Annotated in this window: 16 protein-coding genes; 15 read left to right on the forward strand and 1 reads right to left on the reverse strand. The window is 43.6% G+C overall.

The genetic code is table 11. The features are described 5' to 3' along the window. Position 1 precedes the first annotated feature (1 nt). From rpe to spoVM, 3 genes are all read left to right on the forward strand, one after another. A complete protein-coding gene (gene rpe / locus BM126_RS03385) occupies positions 2–646 on the forward strand; it encodes a ribulose-phosphate 3-epimerase (protein ID WP_090988110.1) in 645 nt (214 codons plus the stop codon). A 194-nt stretch (positions 647–840) separates the two neighbouring features. After that, the gene (locus BM126_RS03390) at positions 841–1,494 is read left to right on the forward strand and encodes a thiamine diphosphokinase (protein WP_090988112.1); all 654 of its coding nucleotides are present in this window, start codon (positions 841–843) and stop codon (positions 1,492–1,494) included. 114 nt (positions 1,495–1,608) lie between these two features. Beyond that, entirely contained in the window at positions 1,609–1,689 is an 81-nt protein-coding gene (gene spoVM / locus BM126_RS03395; RefSeq protein ID WP_046522178.1) for a stage V sporulation protein SpoVM, read from the forward strand. 180 nt (positions 1,690–1,869) lie between these two features. On the opposite strand, the gene rpmB is transcribed toward spoVM, so the two are convergent. Continuing rightward, entirely contained in the window at positions 1,870–2,058 is a 189-nt protein-coding gene (rpmB, locus tag BM126_RS03400) for a 50S ribosomal protein L28 (RefSeq protein ID WP_028392895.1), read from the reverse strand. A gap of 250 nt (positions 2,059–2,308) precedes the next feature. Between rpmB and BM126_RS03405 the strand changes: the two genes are divergently transcribed. The 12 genes from BM126_RS03405 to smc all read left to right on the forward strand — a co-directional run bounded on the left by BM126_RS03405 (position 2,309) and on the right by smc (position 16,451). Further along, positions 2,309–2,671 (forward strand): Asp23/Gls24 family envelope stress response protein, encoded by a 363-nt coding sequence (locus BM126_RS03405; RefSeq protein ID WP_071349460.1) that lies wholly within the window; start codon positions 2,309–2,311, stop codon positions 2,669–2,671. A gap of 15 nt (positions 2,672–2,686) precedes the next feature. Then, positions 2,687–4,360 (forward strand): DAK2 domain-containing protein, encoded by a 1,674-nt coding sequence (locus tag BM126_RS03410; protein ID WP_090988114.1) that lies wholly within the window; start codon positions 2,687–2,689, stop codon positions 4,358–4,360. Positions 4,361–4,565: 205 nt separating this feature from the next. Beyond that, entirely contained in the window at positions 4,566–5,228 is a 663-nt protein-coding gene (gene sdaAB, locus BM126_RS03415) for an L-serine ammonia-lyase, iron-sulfur-dependent subunit beta (protein ID WP_090988116.1), read from the forward strand. A gap of 54 nt (positions 5,229–5,282) precedes the next feature. Further along, complete coding sequence (sdaAA, locus tag BM126_RS03420) at positions 5,283–6,167, forward strand: L-serine ammonia-lyase, iron-sulfur-dependent, subunit alpha (RefSeq protein ID WP_090988118.1); 885 nt, start codon at positions 5,283–5,285, stop codon at positions 6,165–6,167. Further along, complete coding sequence (gene recG, locus BM126_RS03425) at positions 6,164–8,212, forward strand: ATP-dependent DNA helicase RecG (protein ID WP_090988120.1); 2,049 nt, start codon at positions 6,164–6,166, stop codon at positions 8,210–8,212. Before sdaAA ends, recG begins: the two co-directional genes overlap by 4 nt. A 125-nt stretch (positions 8,213–8,337) precedes the next feature. Further along, the gene (fapR, locus tag BM126_RS03430; protein ID WP_071349465.1) at positions 8,338–8,922 is read left to right on the forward strand and encodes a transcription factor FapR; all 585 of its coding nucleotides are present in this window, start codon (positions 8,338–8,340) and stop codon (positions 8,920–8,922) included. Further along, complete coding sequence (gene plsX, locus BM126_RS03435; protein ID WP_090988122.1) at positions 8,919–9,902, forward strand: phosphate acyltransferase PlsX; 984 nt, start codon at positions 8,919–8,921, stop codon at positions 9,900–9,902. The genes fapR and plsX overlap by 4 nt, the downstream gene beginning before the upstream one ends. Positions 9,903–9,923: 21 nt before the next feature. Continuing rightward, complete coding sequence (gene fabD, locus BM126_RS03440) at positions 9,924–10,865, forward strand: ACP S-malonyltransferase (RefSeq protein ID WP_090988124.1); 942 nt, start codon at positions 9,924–9,926, stop codon at positions 10,863–10,865. Between the two features lies 1 nt (position 10,866). Then, entirely contained in the window at positions 10,867–11,610 is a 744-nt protein-coding gene (gene fabG / locus BM126_RS03445) for a 3-oxoacyl-[acyl-carrier-protein] reductase (RefSeq protein ID WP_090988126.1), read from the forward strand. A 114-nt stretch (positions 11,611–11,724) separates the two neighbouring features. Then, positions 11,725–11,958, forward strand: a complete 234-nt coding sequence (acpP, locus tag BM126_RS03450) for an acyl carrier protein (RefSeq protein ID WP_071349469.1) — start codon at positions 11,725–11,727, stop codon at positions 11,956–11,958. A 152-nt stretch (positions 11,959–12,110) separates the two neighbouring features. Beyond that, a complete protein-coding gene (gene rnc / locus BM126_RS03455) occupies positions 12,111–12,842 on the forward strand; it encodes a ribonuclease III (RefSeq protein ID WP_090988128.1) in 732 nt (243 codons plus the stop codon). Between the two features lie 42 nt (positions 12,843–12,884). Next, the gene (gene smc, locus BM126_RS03460; protein WP_090988130.1) at positions 12,885–16,451 is read left to right on the forward strand and encodes a chromosome segregation protein SMC; all 3,567 of its coding nucleotides are present in this window, start codon (positions 12,885–12,887) and stop codon (positions 16,449–16,451) included. Positions 16,452–16,453: the final 2 nt, after the last annotated feature.

The raw sequence follows: 16,453 nt of genomic DNA on the forward strand, positions 1-16,453 counted from the left end.
AATGGTTAAAATCGCACCATCAATCTTATCAGCAGATTTTGCAAAATTGGGGGCAGAAATCACGGATGTCGAAAAAGGAGGAGCAGACTTCATTCATGTTGATGTAATGGATGGAAAATTTGTTCCGAATATTACCATCGGCCCGCTGATTGTTGAAGCAATCCGTCCAGTTACAAATCTTCCTCTGGATGTTCATTTAATGATTGAAGACCCTGATTCATACATTGAAGCTTTCGCGAAGGCAGGCGCAGATATTCTGACTGTGCATGTAGAGGAATGCAGACATCTGCACCGCACTATCCAATTGATTAAATCTCATGGAGTGAAGGCGGGAGTGGTCTTGAACCCTGCTACTCCGGTTTCGACTATACAGCATGTTATCAATGACATTGATATGGTATTGCTGATGACGGTCAATCCTGGGTTTGGAGGCCAAAAGTTCATTGAATCTGTATTGCCTAAAATTTCTGAAGTCAAAGCATTGGCTGAGGAAAAAGGTGCTGCAATTGACATTGAAGTCGATGGCGGTGTAAATGAGGAAACAGCAAGGCTATGTGTTGAACATGGAGCAACTGTCTTGGTTGCGGGATCTGCTGTTTTTAATCAGGAAGACCGGAAAGCTGCCATCGGAAAACTGCGTAGCTAGACGCAAGAAAGCCGGACTTTAAGCATGTATGGTTTATGGCATCACTTGCCTGCCATATTTGCTTAAAGGCGGCTTTTTTGTTATAGGCTAAAGATACATATTAACGGGACGTTATGATGATTTGTAAAGGCAGCGGCTGAAGCGGCAAACAATAGGCAAAAATAACAGAGCTTAATATAAAAGGGAGGTTTAACATGATTATTTGCATGCTGGCAGGAGGACCTGTTCATTTATTGCCTGATCTTCTTCCTTATATAAATAAGGCGGACGTGTGGGTTGGGGCAGACAGAGGTGTGCATCATCTGCTCGAAAGCGGGATTGTTCCTGATGCTGCATTTGGTGACTTTGATTCTGTAACTGAAGGAGAACTGGAAAACATCCAGCAGAAGCTGGAAAATCTGAAGGTATATCCTTCAGAGAAAAATGAGTCGGACCTGGAGCTTGCCTTTCAATGGGCAATACGGCAAAAACCAGAAGAAATTTATATTTTGGGGGCAACAGGAGGGCGGCTGGACCACTTTTTCGGAAACATGCAGCTTCTGCTTAAAGAATCAATCCTTCCGCTGCATAACTCAATTTCCATATACATTGCAGATAAACAAAATACAATCACGGTTAAAACACCGGGAACTTATCAAATCGGCCGTGATCCCGAAAAAAAATACATTTCCTTCATCCCGGCAGCAAGCTGTATTGAAGGGTTAACGCTTCAAGGCTTTAAGTATCCGCTCAAAAACCGCCGTGTAAAGAGAGGCTCTACTCTTTGCGTCAGCAATGAACTAATTTCTGATATTGGTCATCTTTCCTTTTCTAAAGGCATATTATTGGTGATAAGAAGCAGTGATTAAAATTCACGCTTGAATGAGGATACGGACTTATTTTATTTCCTATATCCCTATTTTGGCTTATCTCGTAAAATGCAGATTCGCTTTAAAAGAAGCGGTTTACAGAGGAGGGGCATTATGAAATTTTATACAATTAAGCTGCCAAAGGTGCTGGGAGGCCTGGTAAGGGCCATGCTTGGAGCGTTTAAAAAAGGCTGACATAATGAAAACTGCTATAGCATCCTCTGCGGGGGGTGCTATTTTTTGATGCTTCAGGTTTATGCTAAATGAGGATTGAAAAAGGCGTGAGGCAGGTTTTATCTTGTTTCACTAAACCGGCAAGGGGCGGACAAACCAAAAATAGAAAAAAGGCATCCTTTCTGGAAGGATGCCTGTACATTATACGCGTTCTACTTTGCCTGATTTAAGAGCTCTTGCAGAAACGTATACACGTTTAGGTTTGCCATCAACTAAAATACGCACCTTTTGAAGATTAGCGCCCCAAGTACGCTTGTTAGCGTTCATTGCGTGTGAGCGTTTGTTACCAGAACGAGTTTTTCTTCCTGTGATTACACATTGACGTGCCATGTTAAATTCCCTCCTAACTACAGCAAGCTTAAGTTACAATCAATCTTAAGTCTTTAGAAATACTTTAATAATTTACCATACCTAAAACGATAATGCAATACTTCTGTGCATTACTTTCAAGAAAAAAACCTTGACATAGACTTAGGGGGATTGATTTATAATAGTACCGTAAGACAATAGCTTTTAAATGACCTGACATTATAGTAAAATGTTTTATAGCTAATAAGAGTTTTGGGAGGGGGAACGTATTATGTCAATCGAATTACAAACGAAATTTGGGCAAATTGATATATCAACAGATGTCATTGCCACTGTAGCGGGAGGCGCTGCTGTAGATTGCTACGGAATAGTCGGAATGGCATCCAAGAAACAGTTAAAGGATGGTATTGCAGAAATCCTGAGAAGAGAAAACTTCACTAAAGGTGTAATCGTCCGTCAGGAAAATGGCCAAGTGCATATCGATATGTTTATCATCGTAAGCTATGGAACCAAGATTTCCGAGATTGCGCATAATGTACAATCGAAAGTAAAATACACCCTGGACAAGACGGTAGGGTTAGCTGTGGACTCTGTAAATATTTTTGTACAGGGAGTCCGCGTGACGAACCTTTAGTTAGGAGGAAAGTTAGTGTCTATTACGAATTTAAACGGAAAACATTTTGCGGAAATGATTATTCAGGGTGCCAACCATTTGGCAGCCAATGCAAAAATGGTGGATGCACTGAATGTTTTCCCGGTTCCGGATGGAGATACCGGAACAAATATGAATTTATCTATGACTTCCGGAGCGAAGGAAGTAAAAAATAATGTTCAAGAACATATCGGGAAAGTTGGAGTTTCTTTATCAAGAGGCCTGCTGATGGGGGCTCGCGGCAATTCAGGAGTCATCCTCTCCCAGCTGTTTCGCGGATTTTCCAAATCCATTGAAGCAAAAGCATCCATAAGCAGTACGGAATTTGCCAAAGCTTTTCAAGATGGTGTTGAAACGGCCTACAAAGCTGTCATGAAGCCTGTGGAGGGAACAATCCTTACTGTAGCCAAGGATGCAGCAAAAGCTGGCCTCGCTGCGGCAAAGCAGTACACAGACATCATTTCCGTTATGGAGGAAATCACAAAGGAAGCAAGGGCGTCCTTGAACCGCACACCGGATCTCCTTCCAGTTCTTAAGGAAGTGGGAGTTGTTGACAGCGGAGGTCAGGGCCTTCTCTTAGTATATGAAGGGTTTCTTGCTGAATTGAAAGGCGAAAAACTGCCTGAAACACTAAGTTTCCCTACAATGGATGAACTCGTAAGCGCCGAGCACCATATGAATGTCCAAGGGCATATGAATACAGAGGACATTGTTTACGGATATTGCACAGAATTCATGCTAAGGCTGGAAGAAGATAAAACAGCCGAACATCCTTTTGATGAAGATAAATTTAAATTGGATTTAAGTGAGTATGGAGATTCTCTTCTGGTAATTTCTGATGATGAAATTGTTAAAATACATATTCACTCTGAAAAGCCTGGTTCTGTGCTGAATTACGGCCAGCAGTACGGAAGCCTGATTAAACTGAAAATCGATAACATGAGAGAGCAGCATTCCGGCATAGTCGGCGAAACTCATGCTGCCCTTCAGACAGAGAACAAGCCTAAAGAAAAAGAAAAATACGGCATTGTCTCCGTTGCTATGGGATTGGGAATCAGTGAATTATTCAAAAGCATTGGTGCAGATTCCGTGATAGAAGGCGGCCAGACAATGAACCCGAGCACTGAAGATATTGTGAAGGCCATTGAAGAGGCAAATGCCGAAAATGTCATCATTCTGCCGAATAATAAGAACATCATAATGGCTGCCCAGCAGGCGGCTGAGGTAGTTAAGGAAAATGTAATAGTCATTCCTTCCAAAACTGTGCCGCAGGGCCTTTCAGCACTTCTGGCATTCAATTCTTCCAGGGGGACTGAAGAAAACCAGAGTGCTATGGCGGAAGCCCTGTCCCATGTGAAAACTGGGCAAGTGACGTATGCTGTACGGGACACGAGCATAGATGGTCTTGAAATCGAAAAAGGAGATTTCATGGGTCTTGAAGAAGGTAAAATAATAGTAAAAAGCAAGAATAAATTAGATGCCGCGAAGGATTTGCTTTCACGTTTGATTGATGAAGATTCCGAAATTCTGACCATTATATCCGGTGAAGAAGCATCTCAGGAAGAAGTCAGCGAGCTTGCGGCATATTGCAGCGAAATGTTTGAAGACGTAGAAATAGAATTGCATAATGGAAAACAGCCGTTATATCCTTTTATTTTCTCAATTGAATAAGGGGATTGCCGGAAAGTGGACAGGCGTACGAGAAACACATCAGTAAAATTCCATTGATGAGCTTTAGAAATGATTTGCTCCTTTAACGGGGAAAGAAGTAAAATAGAACTGCATATGCCAGGAGGCTATGCAGTTTTATTGTGCATGAGGCCGACTATTCCCAGCTTGCAGCAGGAATCCCAGGACTCTATTTAGGAGGCAGAATATGAAATATAAAAGTGTTTTTGATATAATAGGACCAGTGATGATCGGGCCATCAAGTTCCCATACTGCCGGTGCGGCCAGAATTGGCAGGGTAGCCAGGAACTTATTCGGCAGAGAACCAAAATGGGCAGAAATATCTTTTTACGGCTCTTTTGCAAAAACCTATAAAGGGCATGGGACGGATGTTGCGATTGTCGGCGGACTTCTGGATTTTGACACCTATGATGAACGTATTAAAGAATCGCTGATTCTGGCAAAAGGAAATGGCATGAAAGTAAAATTCCATGAAGAAGATGCAGTGATGGACCACCCTAACACAGCGAAAATTGTGATGGGCGACGATGCAGGCGAATTGGAGCTTGTCGGAATATCCATTGGAGGAGGAAAGATTGAAATCATTGAACTGAATGGTTTCCAGCTTAACCTTTCAGGCCACCATCCGGCGATACTGGTTGTTCACAATGACCGTTTCGGAGCCATTGCAAATGTGTCCAATATACTGGCCAAGCATCAGATCAATATTGGGAAGATGGATGTTTCCCGCAAAGAAAAGGGCAAAATGGCATTAATGACAATTGAAGTTGATCATAATATTGAAAACCATATATTGCAGGAAATAGCAGAAGTACCTGATATTACACAGGTTGCGAGAGTTTCAGATTGATAGGTTAAAAAATATGAAAACGTTTGCAGATGAAAGATGGGGAGGACAACAAAATTGTTTCGTAATGTCGCTGAGCTGGTAGAACTGGCTCAATCTCAGAATAAAAAAATATCCGCTATCATGATTGAACAGGAAATGGAAGTAACGGGCAGGTCCAGGGAACAAGTGATCGAACTTATGGAAACCAACCTGGATGTCATGGAAAAGGCCGTCGAAAGAGGCCTTCAGGGTGTTCAGTCCCATTCCGGACTGACCGGAGGTGACGCAGTACTTCTTCAGGAGTATATAAAAAAAGGGAACTTTCTTTCAGGTGAGCTGCTGCTGGACGCTGTAAGCAAGGCAGTTGCAACCAATGAAGTAAATGCTGCGATGGGAACGATCTGCGCAACACCGACTGCAGGTTCTGCGGGAGTAGTGCCTGGCACATTATTTGCCATCCAAAGGAAGCTTAATCCCACACGCGAGCAGAAGATCGAGTTTTTATTTGCAGCAGGAGCATTCGGCTTTGTCGTGGCAAATAATGCATCCATTTCCGGGGCGGCAGGAGGGTGCCAGGCGGAGGTAGGCTCAGCTTCCGGAATGGCTGCGGCCGCAATTGTGGAAATGGCAGGGGGATCTCCTGCACAAAGTGCGGAGGCTATGGCCATTACACTGAAAAATATGCTGGGTCTTGTATGCGATCCTGTAGCCGGATTGGTTGAAGTGCCCTGCGTGAAGAGAAATGCAATGGGAGCAGCCAATGCCATGGTTGCAGCAGATATGGCATTGGCCGGTATTACCAGCAGAATTCCATGCGATGAGGTTATCGATGCCATGTACAAAATTGGACAAACAATGCCCGTGGCACTGCGGGAAACTGCACAGGGAGGGTTGGCGGCAACACCGACCGGCCGTGAAATTGAGGCCCGGATTTATGGTCTTCCGCTAAATAAGAAGTGAGCAAATCAATGAATGACCCCATTACCTTAATAAAGGGAATTGGAGAAGAAACGGCTGCTGCATTAAACGAAATGAATATTTTTAAGGTGGCTGACCTGCTGGATTATCTTCCTTTCCGATATGAAGATTATCGCTTGAAGGATCTGGAGGCAGCAGAGCATGATGAAAAAGTGACTGTTGAAGGAAAACTCCATAGTGAGCCATTGCTAAGTTATTTCGGCAGAAAAAAATCAAGGCTGACAATCAAGCTTCTGGTTGGAAGGATCCTTGTTACGGTCATATATTTTAATCAGCCTTATCTCAAGAATAAGATGCATATCAATGATATCGTCACAGTTACAGGGAAATGGGACCGCAATCGGCAGACAATTACGGGAAGCGAGTGCCAGCTTGGCCCTTACCAGAAAGAAAAAGAATATGAACCGGTCTATTCGGTACATGGGAATGTTACGGTAAAAGCTCTTCGCCGTTATATTACAAAGGCGTTTGCAGAGTATGGAAAGCAGGTGCAGGAAAACCTGCCCAAGCAGATAGTCGAGCAATACCGGCTGATGCCAAGGGGGGATGCTCTGCATTCCATGCATTTTCCTTTGTCGGCAAGTGATGTTAAACAGGCAAGAAGAAGATTTGTATATGAAGAGTTTTTGCTCTTCCAGCTGAAGATGCAGGCCATCCGCAAAATTCAGCGTGAGCAATCTAAAGGGATTCAGCAGAATTACAATCTTAAAAATGTTAAAAACTTTATTGAATCCCTTCCTTTTTCTTTGACTGGAGCACAAAAACGGGTGGTAAATGAAATACTCTCTGATTTAAAGTCTCCATACAGAATGAATAGGCTGCTGCAGGGCGATGTTGGATCTGGAAAGACGGCAGTGGCCGCCATTGCATTATTTGCAGCCGTTTCTGCAGGCTACCAAGGCGCATTAATGGTTCCTACTGAGATACTGGCTGAGCAGCATGCGCGTTCTTTGAATAACATGCTGGCGCCTTCTGGCATCAGGACAGCGATGCTTACAAGCTCAGTCAAGGGCAAAAAGCGCCGGGAGCTTTTAAGTTCCCTGGCTTGCGGTGAATTGGACATTCTGATCGGCACCCATGCACTGATACAGGATGAAGTGGATTTTTTAAAACTTGGGCTTGTGATTACAGATGAGCAGCACCGCTTTGGTGTCCAGCAGCGCAAAGTGCTCAGGGAAAAGGGGGAAACACCTGATGTGCTTTTCATGACGGCAACTCCTATACCAAGAACCCTTGCGATTACAGCATTTGGCGAAATGGACGTTTCAACAATCGATGAGATGCCTGCAGGGCGTAAAGTCATTGAAACCTATTGGGCTAAACACGATATGCTTGACAGGATCCTTTCATTTGTTGAAAAAGAATTAAAGCAGGGTCGTCAGGCTTATGTGATTTGCCCCTTAATCGAGGAATCAGAAAAGCTTGATTTGCAGAATGTACTTGATGTCCATTCTATGCTCAATCAATATTTCGTCCCAAGGTATAGGGTAGGCCTTATGCATGGCCGCTTGCCTGCTGCTGAAAAAGATGCCGTCATGAACGAATTCAGCCAAAATGAAGTGCAAATCCTCGTATCTACCACCGTGGTTGAAGTCGGTGTCAATGTTCCCAATGCAACTGTAATGGTTATCTATGATGCAGAGCGATTCGGGCTGGCGCAGCTCCATCAGCTCAGGGGAAGAGTCGGCCGCGGATCTGACCAGTCCTATTGTATATTGCTTGCGGATCCTAAAACGGAAACAGGCAAAGAAAGAATGAAAATCATGTCGGAAACCAATGATGGCTTTGTCCTCTCTGAAAAAGACCTCGAGCTTCGGGGGCCTGGTGACTTTTTTGGAAAAAAACAAAGCGGCGTGCCTGAGTTTAAAGTAGCAGATATGGTTCATGATTACAGAACGCTTGAGGTGGCCAGAAATGATGCTGCGAAACTGATTAGCTCAGACAGTTTTTGGCATGATCCGGAATACGGTTCCCTAAGAAAGCATCTTGAAGATACCGGCGTATTAAAAGGTGAAAAGTTAGACTAATAGCCTCACAGAAAGCTTACGGCTTTATTAAGGCAGAATGCAGGATGGCGTATCTTGCATTCTGCTTTTTTTATCTATATACTACTATTAGTACCTAGTCTTAATACTGTGGATGGTGACCTTCAATGCGAAGAAATAAGAAGGAACGCCAGCAGCATTTAATCGAAACGATTAATGAAAATCCTTTTATCACGGATGAGGAGCTGGCTGATAAATTTTCGGTGAGCGTCCAGACTGTAAGGCTGGATCGTCTGGAATTATCTATTCCTGAGCTGCGGGAAAGAATTAAAAACGTGGCAGAGAAAAGATTCAGCGACGAAATCCGGTCTTTGCCATTGGATGAGGTCATCGGGGACGTGATTGATATAAATCTTGATCGGCATGCGATATCTATATTGGATATAGGAAAAGAGCATGTTTTTAAACGCAATAAAATTGCAAGGGGACACCATTTGTTTGCCCAGGCCAATTCGCTTGCTGTTGCGGTCATTAATGATGAACTGGCGCTAACCGCAAAGGCTACTATTTTATTTACACGTTCCGTGAAAGAAAATGAAAGAGTCATAGCAAAGGCGGCAGTGAAAGATCTGGAACACTCAGGAGACAGGACAACGGTCGAAGTGAACAGCTTTGTCGGAAACGAACTGGTTTTTAAAGGAGAGTTCGAAATGTTCCGTTCTCATCACCAGGAAAAGGATGAAGAAAGATGAAAATAGCTATTGATGCCATGGGCGGAGATCATGCGCCCAAGGAAACTGTACTTGGCGCGATGAAGGCTGTACAGGAGTTTTCCGAAATAGAAATCCTGCTGGTTGGAAATGAACCAGAAATCAATCAATATTTAAATGCACATCCAAGGATCAGTGTCCTGCATACCGAGGAAAAGATTTTAAGCACGGATGAACCTGTCCGGGCAGTTCGCCGTAAGAAGAACAGTTCTATGGTTCTTGCAGCACAGCATGTTGCAGACGGAAAAGCCGATGCATGCATTTCTGCTGGAAATACTGGGGCCTTAATGGCTTCCGGATTATTTGTGGTCGGCCGCATCGAGGGGATAGAACGTCCGGCATTAGCCCCTACACTTCCTACCATAGACGGCAGCGGCTTTGTTCTCCTTGATGCCGGGGCAAATGCTGATGCGCGCCCTGAACATCTTGTCCAATATGCAATCATGGGCTCGATATATGCGCAAAAGGTCAGGAATATCGAGAAACCAAGAGTGGGCCTTTTGAATATTGGAACAGAAGAGAAAAAAGGAAATGAATTGACTAAGCAGGCATATGGGCTCTTAAAAGAATCCGGGATTCATTTTATCGGAAATGTTGAATCGAGGGATTTGCTTCAAGGTGCTGCCGATGTTGTTGTAACCGATGGATTTACGGGAAATATGGTTTTGAAAACGATTGAAGGAACGGCATTGTCTGTCTTTTCTATGTTGAAAACCGCATTGACTGCCAGCTTTAAGAGCAAACTTGCTGCAGGAGTCCTGAAGCCCCAATTGAAAGAATTGAAAAATCAGATGGATTACTCTGAATATGGCGGGGCAGCTTTGTTCGGCCTAAAGGCGCCAGTCATTAAAGCGCACGGCTCATCAGATGCCAACGCTTTTTATAACAGCATCCGCCAGACGCGTGATATGGTCGGGAATGAGATGGTCAGAACCATCAGCAAGGCGATTGAAGTAAATTAAAAGAAGATAGGAGCTAGAGATATGGGTAAAATTGCATTTGTATTTCCCGGTCAGGGATCTCAAATCGTTGGCATGGGCCAGGATTTATTCGAGAAGGATGAACAGGCTAAGAAAATATTCCAAAAAGCGGATGAAGCACTGAGTGCTCCTCTGTCCCGGCTGATTTTTAATGGACCGCAGGAAGAACTTACACTGACTGTTAATGCACAGCCGGCTTTAGTGACAACCAGCTATGCCCTATTTCAGGCTTTAAGCGAGGCTGGAATAAAACCTGATTATACAGCCGGACATAGTCTTGGGGAATATTCAGCTCTTGCTGCTTCGGGGGCAATAAGCTTTGAGGATGCGGTCACTTCTGTCCGCCGGCGAGGTGAATTCATGGAAGATGCTGTACCAAATGGCACAGGATCTATGGCAGCCATCCTGGGAATGGAACGAGGGCTGCTTTCAGAGGTAACTGCAGAGATTTCTTCCAAGGGTGAACCTGTTCAGCTGGCAAATATTAATTGCCCTGGCCAGATTGTCATTTCAGGAAGTGCGGAAGGTGTCAGGCTGGCAGGGGAGCTTGCTAAGGAAAAAGGAGCAAAACGCGCCATTCCTCTAGTAGTGAGCGGACCGTTCCATTCTGAGCTGATGAAACCTGCAGCTGCACGCCTTCAGGAAGTACTGGATTCAATTTCAGTCCAGGATGCAGCCGTTCCGGTCATCTCAAATGTTACCGCACAGCCAATACATAGACCTGAAGAAATAAAAGAAAAACTCATTGAACAGCTATATTCCCCGGTCCTCTGGGAAGATAGTGTAAACACCCTTCTTTCACTGGGTGTTGATACATTTGTTGAAGTCGGGCCCGGGAAAGTATTAAGCGGGCTTATTAAGAAAATTGACAGGAAGGCTTCCGTTTACTCGGTATCCGATCAGGAAAGCCTGCAAAACACTCTACAGGCTTTGAGGGGGAATTAATATGTTGCTTGAAGGAAAAAAAGTACTTGTTACTGGAGCGTCAAGAGGCATTGGCCGTGAAATCGCCCTTGAAATGGCCAGGCAGGGAGCAGATGTTGCAGTGAATTTTGCCGGAAGCGAAGCCAAAGCAAATGAAGTTGTCGAAGAAATCCGGTCATTGGGCAGGCAGGCATTTTCCGTTCAGTGCGATGTAGCAGATGCTGATGCTGTTTCTGATATGACTAAACATGTGATTGACAGCTTTGGTTCATTGGATATTCTGATTAATAATGCAGGAATTACACGCGACAACTTATTGATGAGAATGAAGGAAACAGAATGGGACGATGTGATTAACACGAATTTAAAAGGTGTTTTCCTTTGTACAAAAGCTGTTACACGCCAGATGATGAAGCAGCGCAGCGGCCGGATCATCAATATCGCATCTATTGTGGGTGTCAGCGGAAATCCGGGACAAGCTAACTATGTAGCAGCTAAAGCAGGTGTAATCGGACTGACAAAGTCTGCTGCAAAGGAACTGGCGTCGCGCGGAATAACAGTAAATGCTGTAGCGCCAGGCTTTATATCAACGGATATGACGGATAAGCTGACAGAAGAAGTGAAAAATTCAATGCTGGCGCAAATCCCGCTGTCACGTTTTGGCGATCCCAAGGATGTTGCAGCAGTGACTGCTTTTCTTGCTTCTGATGCCAGCGGATACATGACAGGCCAGACTTTGCATGTTGATGGCGGAATGGTTATGTAACCTGGTTTTTCCCATTTTGAGTGGTCCGAATGGCTTAGCAAATGCTTTTCTTGAAATAAAGGATTTATTATTTAGCTAAAATACTCTATAATGGCTTGAGGGGAGGTGAATGCAGTGGCAGATGTAGTAGAACGCGTTAAAAAGATCGTTATCGATCGTTTAAATGTTGAAGAAGCAGAAGTGAAACTTGAAGCTTCATTCAAAGAAGATCTTGGTGCTGACTCCCTTGATGTAGTGGAATTGGTCATGGAGCTTGAAGATGAATTCGGCATGGAAATTTCCGACGAAGATGCAGAGAAAATTGTCACAGTTGGAGATGCTGTGAATTACATAAAAAGCACTATGTAATTAAATGATCTCTTGGCAGAAAGCTCCGTTTTATAACGGGGCTTTCTCTTATGTAAAGAATTAATGTATGATAGTAACATACAGCGGTGCTGGCTTTGCTATGATGCCGCAATATGCAAGTGATTTTTGAGCTTTAGTGGAGGATTGGTTACATGAGAAAGAATGCAAATGAACGTAAGCCATCAATCAAGGAAAATAAGTTCAAACAATTTCAGCAGAGCTCAGGCTTTCATTTTCATGATGAAAAATTGCTGAAACAAGCGTTTACACATTCATCTTATGTGAATGAGCATCGCCGCAAGCCTTATGAAGACAATGAGAGGCTTGAATTTTTAGGAGACGCCGTATTGGAACTGACCATTTCCAAGTACCTTTTTAAAAAATACCCGCTGATGAGCGAGGGGGAACTTACCAAGTTGCGTGCAGCGATTGTTTGTGAGCCATCTCTTGTTGATTTTGCAACGCAGCTATCATTTGGAGACCTTGTCCTTCTTGGCAAAGGTGAAGAAATGACAGGGGGAAGAGAACGGCCTGCGCTTCTTGCCGATGTATTTGAAGCGTTCGTAGGTGCATTATTTCTGGATTTAGGTCTGGATTCCGTTCTTGTGTTTTTAGAAAGAGTCGTGTTTCCTAAGATTGACGAGGGTGCTTTTTCTCATGTGATGGATTATAAAAGCCAATTGCAGGAGCTGGTCCAAAGAGATGGCAGCGGAATTTTGGAGTACAGAATTTCACAGGAAAAAGGCCCTGCCCACAATAGGGAGTTTGTTTCCCAGGTGAAATTAAATGGTGAAGAATTAGGGACAGGAATCGGCCGTTCCAAAAAAGAAGCAGAACAGCAGGCAGCACAATTGGCTTTAAAAATACTTAAAGAAAAATTATAGAAATGATCAACATCGCAGGTTGAACATAGAGGGGGAAAAACCATGTTCCTCAAACGGCTGGATATTGTCGGATTTAAATCGTTTGCAGAAAGAATTGCCGTGGAATTTGTCCAGGGAGTTACAGCTGTAGTAGGGCCAAACGGAAGCGGAAAAAGCAATATCACAGATAGCATACGCTGGGTATTGGGCGAGCAATCCGCCAGGTCTCTCCGCGGAGTAAAAATGGAAGATATTATTTTTGCGGGCAGCGATTCAAGAAAAGCACTGAACTTTGCTGAAGTCACTCTCACTTTGGATAACGAGACGAATTCCCTGCCGATTGATTTCCAGGAAGTCAGTGTCACGAGAAGGGTATATCGGTCAGGGGAAAGCGAATTCCTGATCAACAAACAGCCTTGCCGCCTGAAGGATATTATCGATTTATTCATGGATTCAGGACTGGGAAGGGAAGCATTTTCAATCATCAGCCAGGGAAAAGTTGAAGAAATTTTAAGCAGCAAGGCAGAAGAAAGAAGAGTGATCTTCGAGGAAGCTGCAGGTGTGCTGAAATATAAAACCAGAAAAAGAAAAGCGGAGAATAAACTCTCAGAAACCCAGGAGAACCTAAACCGCGTAAATGATATTTTATTTGAACTGGAAAGCCAAGTGGAGCCTTTAAAAATTCAATCCTCTCTGGCAAATGAATATCTGGAAAAAAAGTCAGAGCTTGAAAAAATTGAAATTGCGTTAACGGTTTATGAAATAGAAAGTTTGCATCAAAAGTGGGAAAAGCTTTCAAAGGATTTTGCTGAACATAGCGAATCTGAAGGGAAAATGTCAGCGGAGCTTTCTAAAAAAGAAAAAATGATTGAAGAAACCCGCGGCAAAATTTTAGAACTTGATGCATCAAGTGACCATTACCAAAGTGTTTTGCTTGCTGCTAGTGAAGAGCTGGAAAAGCTTGAAGGCCGGAAAGAGGTATTAAAGGAACGCAAAAAGAACGCCTTCCAAAACAAAGGACAGCTTGAAAAGTCCATTGAAGAGGGAAGCCGGAAGATTATTTCATTAAATGATGAGAAAAAGCGTGAAGGTGCAGCACTGCAGGTTCTCGAACGTGAAGTACTTGAGCTCCAAGACAAGCTGCGGGTTATGCAAAATGACCTGAGTCTTTTTAATGCTAATATTGAAGAAACCATTGAAATGCTGAAGAGCGATTACATCGACTGGCTGAATAAACAGGCCTCTGCAAAAAATGAAAAGCAGTATCTCGAACAGCAAATATCAAAGGGGATTCAAAGAGGCAGTCTCCTTGATGAGAACAATGCGAAATTTCTTGAAGAAAGATCCGCCATTGAAGAAAAAAAATCGCTTCTAAGTGCCTCCCGATCCGAAACTGTAAAAAAAATCGAAGAGCATGTGCATATATTCAGAGATGGCCAAAGAAAGCTTGAAGGAGCTAAAGCGGCTTATCAAAAGCAGGAAACCACCCTCTACCAGGCATATCAATATCTGCAGCAATCCAGATCAAGAAAAGAACTGCTTGAGGAAATGGAAGATGATTATGCGGGCTTCTTTCAAGGCGTCAAAGAAGTTCTGAAAGCAGGAAAGCATACGCTGCAAGGGATTAAGGGAGCTGTTGCGGAGCTGATTACCGTTCCAAAGGAATATCAGCTGGCAATTGAAACGGCGCTTGGCGGTGCCATGCAGCATATTGTTGTCGAAAACGAAGTGCATGCAAGGCAAGCAATCACATTCCTGAAGAAAAACTCGTATGGACGGGCAACATTCATGCCTCTTTCTGTTATTAAACCGAGGGAAGTGCCATTATCACAATATAATCTAATGAAGGGCCATCCTTCCTTTATGGGGACGGCAGCAGAATTAATTTCTTATGAAAAACAATACCAAGCAATCGCTGCGAACCTCCTTGGCTCTGTAATTATCGCAAGTGATCTAAAAGGTGCGAATGAATTAGCGAAGCTCGTTGGCCATAAATATCGATTTGTGACTACAGACGGTGATATTGTTAACCCGGGCGGTTCCATGACGGGAGGAGCCCTCAAACAGAAAACATCTTCACTTCTTTCCAGAAAAGCAGAACTGGAAGAGCTTAAAAACAAGCTTTCCGGAATGGAAGAGAAAACAAATAAGCTTGAACAGCATGTTAAGCAGCTTAAATCTGATGTTGCTTTACTGGAAACAAAAATTAATGGCATTCGAGCAGAAGGGGAACAGCTGCGTCTTGAGGAACAGTCATTGAATGGCCAGATGCGGGAAGTCGAGCTGCTGGAAAAGAATATCAATGAAAGACTTCATCTCTATGACCTTGATAAAAAAGCGGCAGATGAGGACCATCATGAAAAAGCTTTGCGGCTTGATGAACTTGAGGAATTGCTCAAGAGCTCCGGAGCTGAGATTCAGAGACTTGACTTAAAAATTGCCGAGTTGACAGAAAAAAGGAAAATACAGCAGGAAACAAAAGAAAGCCTGGCAGAAGAGACAAGTGAACTGAAAGTGAAGCTGGCATCCAAGAAGGAGCAGCTGCAGCACCAGCATGAAAAATACAGCCGTATCCAGCATGAACTGGCTGAAATAACGGAAAAAACACTTGAATATAAAGAGGATTTATCCCTGCTGGCAAACGCCATGACTGACAGTTCAAGCGGTGCGGAAAAATTAGAGGAGTCAGCGAAGAAATGCCTGCAGACGAAGAATGAAACACTTGTGCATATCACATCAATAAAGGAAGAACGAAAAAGGCGGCAGGAATTTCTTGATGATATCGAGCTTGAAACCAGGGAATTAAAAAGGCTGCATAAGGGCATGGCTGAAGTAGTGAAGGATGAGGAAGTCAAACTTAATAGGCTGGATGTTGAACTCGAAAATCTCTTAAACCAGTTAAGTGAAGAGTACTTTATGGCCTTTGAGGCTGCCAAGGAAAAATACCCGCTTGCAATAGCCCCTGATGATGCAAGAAAACAGGTGAAATTAATTAAGCTTAGCATCGAGGAATTGGGCACCGTGAATCTTGGAGCCATCGAGGAATATGAGAGAGTATCAGAAAGGCACCAATTTTTAGTCGCTCAAAAAGATGATCTTCAACAGGCAAAAGATACGTTGTTCCAGGTGATTGAAGAAATGGACGATGAAATGAAAAGGCGTTTTGCTGATACATTTTTTGCAATTCGATCTGAATTCGAACACGTTTTTAAAGCGTTATTCGGAGGAGGGAAAGCGGAACTTAAGCTGACAGATCCAAGCGACCTGCTTAAGACAGGGGTAGACATCATTGCGCAGCCTCCGGGGAAAAAACTGCAGAATCTTGGATTGCTGTCAGGAGGCGAAAGGGCATTGACGGCCATTGCCCTGCTCTTTTCCATTCTAAAAGTCCGTCCTGTTCCTTTCTGTATTCTCGATGAAGTGGAAGCTGCACTGGATGAGGCCAATGTAATTAGGTTTAGCCAATACCTGAAGCAATTCAGCAGCGATACGCAATTTATTGTCATTACCCATCGAAAAGGCACAATGGAAGAAGCGGATGTCCTTTATGGAATTACCATGCAGGAATCTGGTGTATCCAAGCTTGTATCTGTACGTATGGAAGAGACAGAGGAATACGCACCTTTTTAAGC

Origin of the sequence: Bacillus sp. OV322, assembly GCF_900112495.1 — a bacterium.
Lineage (GTDB): Bacteria > Bacillota > Bacilli > Bacillales > DSM-1321 > Peribacillus.